7 protein-coding genes are annotated in these 6,236 nt (G+C 71.8%); 2 read left to right on the top strand and 5 right to left on the bottom strand.

All coding sequences use genetic code 11. From position 1 onward, the window contains the following. Positions 1–155: 155 nt before the first annotated feature. Entirely contained in the window at positions 156–1,676 is a 1,521-nt protein-coding gene (locus tag CCS38_RS19510) for an anthranilate synthase component I (protein WP_223734578.1), read from the bottom strand. Positions 1,677–1,770: 94 nt separating this feature from the next. After that, the gene (gene hisI, locus CCS38_RS19505; RefSeq protein ID WP_223734577.1) at positions 1,771–2,151 is read right to left on the bottom strand and encodes a phosphoribosyl-AMP cyclohydrolase; all 381 of its coding nucleotides are present in this window, start codon (positions 2,149–2,151) and stop codon (positions 1,771–1,773) included. 220 nt (positions 2,152–2,371) lie between these two features. Between hisI and CCS38_RS19500 the strand changes: the two genes are divergently transcribed. Beyond that, positions 2,372–3,004 (top strand): TIGR03085 family metal-binding protein, encoded by a 633-nt coding sequence (locus CCS38_RS19500; RefSeq protein ID WP_223734576.1) that lies wholly within the window; start codon positions 2,372–2,374, stop codon positions 3,002–3,004. Between the two features lie 44 nt (positions 3,005–3,048). Here the strand turns inward: CCS38_RS19500 and CCS38_RS19495 are convergent, their stop codons facing one another. The 3 genes from CCS38_RS19495 to CCS38_RS19485 form a co-directional block, all read right to left on the bottom strand. After that, positions 3,049–3,825, bottom strand: a complete 777-nt coding sequence (locus tag CCS38_RS19495; RefSeq protein ID WP_223734575.1) for a YggS family pyridoxal phosphate-dependent enzyme — start codon at positions 3,823–3,825, stop codon at positions 3,049–3,051. A gap of 271 nt (positions 3,826–4,096) precedes the next feature. After that, positions 4,097–4,267, bottom strand: a complete 171-nt coding sequence (locus CCS38_RS19490) for a type I phosphoribosyltransferase (protein WP_223734574.1) — start codon at positions 4,265–4,267, stop codon at positions 4,097–4,099. Between the two features lie 266 nt (positions 4,268–4,533). Further along, complete coding sequence (locus tag CCS38_RS19485; RefSeq protein ID WP_223734573.1) at positions 4,534–5,433, bottom strand: LysR family transcriptional regulator; 900 nt, start codon at positions 5,431–5,433, stop codon at positions 4,534–4,536. Positions 5,434–5,527: 94 nt separating this feature from the next. On the opposite strand from CCS38_RS19485, the gene CCS38_RS19480 reads away from it, so the two are divergent. Then, positions 5,528–6,235 (top strand): succinate dehydrogenase, encoded by a 708-nt coding sequence (locus CCS38_RS19480; RefSeq protein ID WP_223734572.1) that lies wholly within the window; start codon positions 5,528–5,530, stop codon positions 6,233–6,235. Position 6,236 lies beyond the last annotated feature (1 nt).

Below are 6,236 nucleotides of genomic sequence, written 5' to 3'. Positions count from 1 at the left end.
CTCGGGGGCGTCGGGGCGGGGCGGGGGTACGGCACTCACACGTACCACTATCGCGTACGTTGCCGGGCGCGTGTCTGTTCGGGGGTACCGACGGCCTTCGGCCGCGGTGTCCTCAAGCTCCCCCAGCTACCGCTGGGAGGTGCCCCCAGACGGGCTTATTCGAGGTTGTTCGCCGTGTGCACGGCCCTCAGTACCGCCGCCGCCTTGTTGCGGCATTCGGCGTCCTCCGCCTCCGGGTCGGAGTCGGCGACGATGCCCGCGCCTGCCTGGACGTATGCCGTGCCGTCGCGGAGCAGCGCGGTGCGGATGGCGATCGCGGTGTCGGAGTCGCCGGCGAAGTCCAGGTAGCCCACGCAGCCCCCGTAGACGCCGCGCCGGGTCGGCTCCAGCTCCTCGATGATCTGCAGGGCGCGCGGCTTCGGGGCGCCGGAGAGCGTGCCGGCGGGGAAGCAGGCGGTGAGCACGTCGAAGGCGGTGCGGCCCTCGGCGACCTTGCCGGTGACCGTGGACACGATGTGCATGACATGGCTGTAGCGCTCGATGGACATGAAGTCCACGACCTCGACGCTGCCGGGCTCGCAGACCCGGCCCAGGTCGTTGCGGCCCAGGTCGACGAGCATCAGGTGCTCGGCGCGCTCCTTGGGGTCGGCGATCAGCTCGTCGGCGAGGGCCTGGTCCAGCTGCGGGGTGCCGCCGCGCGGCCGGGTGCCGGCGATCGGGTGCACCATGGCCTGCCCGTCCTCGACCTTGACCAGCGCCTCCGGGCTGGAACCCACGACGTCGACGCCGCCCTCGAAGCGGAAGAGGTACATGTACGGGCTGGGGTTCGTGGCCCGCAGCACCCGGTAGACGTCCAGCGCGGAGGCCGTGCACGGCGTCTCGAAGCGCTGCGAGGGCACGACCTGGAACGCCTCGCCGGCCCGGATGCGCTCCTTGATGTCCTCGACCGCGTCCTTGAAGGCTTCCGCGCCCCACTTGGCGGTGTACTCGGGCAGCTCGGAGGCCGGGAGGGAGGCGGCGTTCGACGGGGCCGGGCGGCTCAGGTCGTACGCCATGGTGTCCAGCCGGGCCACCGCGTCCGCGTACGCCTCGTCGACCCCGGTGTCCAGGTCGTTGTGGTTGATCGCGTTGGCGATCAGCAGGACCGTGCCGTTCCAGTGGTCCAGTACGGCCAGGTCCGAGGTGAGCAGCATGGTCAGCTCGGGCAGCCGGAGCTCGTCCTCGGTGGAGTCGCCGATCTTTTCGAGGCGGCGGACGATGTCGTAGCCGAGGTAGCCGACCATGCCGCCGGTGAAGGGCGGCAGGCCCTGGCCCTCGATGAGGTCGCGCGGGGTGTGCAGCGTCTCGATGGTCTCGCGCAGGGCGGCGAGCGGGTCGCCGCCGGTGGGCACGCCGACCGGCGGGGTGCCGAGCCAGTGGGCCTGCCCGTCGCGGGCGGTGAGGGTCGCGGCGCTGCGGACGCCGATGAAGGAGTACCGGGACCAGCTGCGGCCGTTCTCCGCGGACTCCAGGAGGAAGGTGCCGGGGCGCTCGGCCGCGAGCTTGCGGTACAGGCCCACCGGGGTGTCGCCGTCGGCGAGAAGCCGTCGGGTGACCGGGATGACCCGGCGGTCCTTCGCGAGGGTGCGGAAGTTTTCGAGGTCCGGAGTCGCGGTGCCGGTGGTTCCCGTGGTCATGTCAGCGGATCCTAGTAGCGATCAGTGGCCGACGCGGGTTCCGTCCGCGTACTGATCGCTGATCGGCTCCGATCGGGCGCCGTCCCGGAGGTGGTCAGTCCTGGGCGAGCAGCACGTCCTCGTCGAAGCAGGTCCGGGCGCCGGTGTGGCAGGCCGCGCCGACCTGGTCGACCTTGACCAGCACGGTGTCCGCGTCGCAGTCCAGCGCGACGGACTTCACGTGCTGGACGTGCCCGGAGGTGTCGCCCTTGACCCAGTACTCCTGGCGGCTGCGGCTCCAGTACGTGCAGCGCCCGGTGGTCAGCGTGCGGTGCAGCGCCTCGTCGTCCATCCACCCGAGCATCAGCACCTCACCGGTGTCGTACTGCTGCGCGATGGCCGGGACCAGGCCGTCGGGGGTGCGCTTGAGCCGGGCGGCGATGGCCGGATCCAGGCCGGTGCCGGCGGGGGGCGGGGTGGCGGGGCTGCTGCTCATGCCCTCCATTGTGCCGTGCGGCATCATGCGGACATGAACGACCAGTACCCGCCCCCGGACGACGACAGGGTGGCCAAGGTGGCCACGATCGTGGTGTGCGCGGTCTTCGCGGCGGCCGTTCTGGTGCTGACGGTGATCCTCGTACACGGGTGACGCGGGGTGCGGAAGGGACCGTGCCCCGTGATGGCACGGGCGGCGGGGCCCGCCGTAGGGTGAGGCCATGTCGACCCATGCCAAGCGTGAACGACTTCTTCTCGCCGATCTGTTGGAGAGCGCCGGTCCCGACGCGCCGACGCTGTGCGAGGGCTGGACCACCCGTGACCTGGCCGCCCATGTGGTGGTGCGCGAGCGGCGCGCGGACGCGGCCGGCGGCCTGCTGATCAAGCCGCTGGCGTCCCGGCTGCGGCGGGTGCAGGGCGAGTACGCCGCCAAGCCATACGAAGAGCTGATCCGGCTGATCAGGACCGGTCCGCCGCGGCTGTCGCCGTACGCCCTGAAGCAGATAGACGAGGCGGCGAACACGGTGGAGTTCTTCGTGCACACGGAGGACGTGCGGCGGGCCCAGCCGGACTGGACGCCCCGCGAGGTGAGCTCCGTGCTCGCCGACGCCCTGTGGACCCGCATCGAGCGGATGGCCCGGGTGCTGGGGCGGAAGGCCCCGGTGGGCGTGGTGCTGCGGCGCCCGGACGGGCAGACCGCGGTGGCGCACCGCGGCACGCCGGTCGTCACGGTCACCGGCGAGCCGGGCGAGCTGACGCTGTTCCTGTACGGGCGGCAGGGCACCGCCGACGTCAAGCTGGACGGCGACAAGGAAGCGGTGGCCCGGCTGCAGGAGGCCAAGCTGGGGCTGTAGCCCCGGCCGGATCCGTACCGGGGCCGTCTCCTCTCCCACGCTCCCTAGTCGGCGGCCGGCGGGCCACCGGTGCGCCGCGGCCGTGGTCCGAAGAGCGCCCGGCCCACCCGGATCACCGTCGCGCCCTCCGCCACCGCGGCCTCGAAGTCGGCGCTCATGCCCATGCTGAGCTGGGTCAGGCCGTGCGCCGCGGCGAGCGAGCGCAGCAGCCGGAAGTGCGGGCGCGGGTTCCGGCCGTACGGCGGCAGGCACATCAGGCCGACGACGGGCAGCCCGCACACGTCCCGGCACTCCTTGAGGAAGGCGTCGGCGGCCTCCAGCGGTATGCCGCTCTTGTGCGGCTCGTCGGCGGTGTTGACCTGGACGAAGCAGTCGGGCCTGCGCCCGGTGCGGGCCATGGCGGCGGCGAGCGCCGCGGCCAGCCGCGGGCGGTCCACGCTGTGCAGGACGTCGAAGCCCGTGACGGCCGCCGCGGCCTTCTTGGTCTGCAGCGAGCCGACGAGGTGCAGCCGGACGTCCGGGTAACGGGCGCGCAGCGGCGGCCATTTGGCGCGGGCCTCCTGGACCCGGCTCTCCGCGAAGTCGCGCTGCCCCGCGTCGAGCGCGGCGGCGACGAGTTCGCGCGGGTGGTACTTGCTGACCGCGACGAGCTTCACCGATCCGGGCTCGCGGCCGGCGCGCCGGCAGGCTTCGTCGAGGCGGCGGGTGAGCACGTCGAGGCGCGCGGCGGGGTCCGGGGCCGGTCCCGGGTCGGGGCGGTGGCTGTCCGGGAGGCCGCCGTCGGGGGCGGTGCGGTCGGGCACATTGCGGTCGTCGGCCATGGCGGTCACTCCGCCCGTTCCGGTTCGTCGAGCATGAAGGCGAAGACCCGGTCCTTGTGACTGCCGGTGGGATAACGGAACCCGCACTCGGCGAATAGCCGCGCGGCCCCCGGCTCGGCAGTACTGCGGAGTTCGTACAATTCCGTGTGCCCGATTTCGGCACCGTGCACTGATGCACTCACGTGCGGTTCCCCCGAACCCGTGCTGGACAGCGTGCTGGAATGAGTGAAGAAGAAATGTCCGGCCGCGTCATATGACGATCCGGACCGCTTCAGGACATGACGACGGCGATCCGGATGACGGACTCGACCATTCGGCCGGTGGCTTCCGCGAGGGCTTCCGGGCGCAGCGCGGGCGATTGGTCCGTGAATTCGTTCACGGTGGCCGGATGGCGTCCCGACTTTACTGTGGGCGCGCCCGCGTAGACCTCTTCGAGCAGCATGGCGATGTTCTCCCCCGTTGCTTCCCCCGATTGCCGGCCGCATGGTGCCGGACGGCAAGTGAGGCATTGGTACCGCGCTGTCCCGCCGATAAGCAATGGTGTGCCGGAATTGTGCGTGGAAAACGCCGGTCGCACTGCGCGCGGATATTCCCCGCGCGCCGCGCGGCCGCCCGCCACCAGGCAGGGCCGCGCTTACCGCCGTACGGCAATATCGCGTCGTACTGGCCGGAAACCGCCTCCGCGCTGCCGTGGCCGCCGGGACGGAGCTAACCGTCGACGGTGCCGGGCGCCAGGTGGCGTACGAGGATGCGCTGCAGCTCGCGGGCCGCGCGGGGCGGTGAGACGTCCGCGCGGTGCGCGACGGAGATGTTGCGGTGCAGGCCCGGCGCGGCGAACGGGGTGGCGCGCAGCCCGGCCCGCGCGGCGACCATGCTGGGCACGACGGCGCTGCCGAGCCCCGCCCGTACGAAGCCGAGGACCGCGTCCATCTCGCCGCCCTCGACGGTGAAGACCGGCTCGAAGCCGGCCGCGCGGCACGCGGCCACGGTGAATTCCCGCAGGTCGTAGCCGCGCCGGAACATCACCAGCGGATGGTCGCGCAGATCGTCCACGCGGAGGTACTTGCGGCGCACGGGCGGCGGCGCGTCCGGGGCCGAAACCACGACCAGTTCCTCGCGGAGCAGCTCGGCGGTGGTCAGCGCGGGGGCCTGCACGGGCAGCGGGGTGATGACCAGGGCGAGATCCAGGTCGCCCGCGGCCAGTACCCGCACCAGGTCCTGCGAGCCGCTCTCGCGCACCTGGAGGTCGACGCCCGGGTAGCGGTCGTGGAAGACACGCAGCACGTCGGGCACGACCGAGGCGCAGAGGCTGGGCGGGGCGCCGAGCCGCAGCCGTCCGCGGCGCAGCCCGGCGACCTCCTGGACCTCGCGCCGCGCGGTGTCCGCGTCGGCGAGGATGCGGCGCGCGAACGGCAGCAGCGTCTCGCCCGCGTCGGTGAGCGTGATGTGGCCGCGCGCCCGGTGGAACAGCTCGGCGCCCAGCTCCCGCTCCAGAGAGCGGATCTGCTGGGAGAGCGAGGGCTGCGCGACGTGTTCCTGCTCGGCCGCGCGCGTGAAGTGCCGGGTGTCGGCGACGGCCACGAAATACCGGAGCTGCTGCAGCTGCATGCGGCCACGATAGTGCGTCGATAGCGAATGCCTATGGAGATGAGCTCCACCATGTCTTGGACTGATGGCCAGGGGCCTCCATACCGTCGTGCCCATGGCAGTGGACACCCGGACGGACCGACGGCCGTCCTCCTACGCGGGCATCCTGTGGCACTCGACCGTCGGCAAGAAGACGGCGATGGCCGTCAGCGGCATCGTGATGCTGCTGTACTTGGTCGCCCACATGCTGGGCAACCTCAAGATCTTCTTCGGAGCCGCCGAGTTCGACGGTTACGCCCACTGGCTGCGCACCATCGGCGAGCCCTTCCTGCACCACGAGTGGTTCCTGTGGATCGCCCGCGTCGTGCTGGTCGCCGCGGTCGTCGTGCACGCGGTCGCCGCGTACCAGCTGTCCCGCCGCGACATCGCCGCGCGCCCCACGAAGTATGCGCACAAGAAGAAGCGCGCCAGCTACGCCACCCGCACCATGCGCTGGGGCGGGATCATCCTCGGCCTCTTCATCGTCTGGCACATCCTGGACCTGACGACCCTGACGGTGAACCCGCGCGCCGAAGCCGGACACCCGTACGCCAATGTCGTCGCCACCTTCTCCACCTGGTACGGCAACGTCATCTACATCGTCGCGATGCTCGCGCTCGGCCTGCACATCCGGCACGGCTTCTGGAGCGCCGCGCAGACCCTCGGCGCCAACCGTCCGGGGCGCGACCGCACCCTCAAGGCCATCGCCAACCTCCTGGCCCTGGTCCTCACCCTCGGCTTCATCGCCGTCCCTGTCTCCGTGATGACCGGAGTTGTGAGCTGAC

Source organism: Streptomyces purpurogeneiscleroticus, from assembly GCF_020024005.1.
GTDB classification, from domain to species: Bacteria; Actinomycetota; Actinomycetes; order Streptomycetales; family Streptomycetaceae; genus Streptomyces; species Streptomyces purpurogeneiscleroticus.
This window is presented reverse-complemented; position numbering and strand designations above follow the sequence as displayed.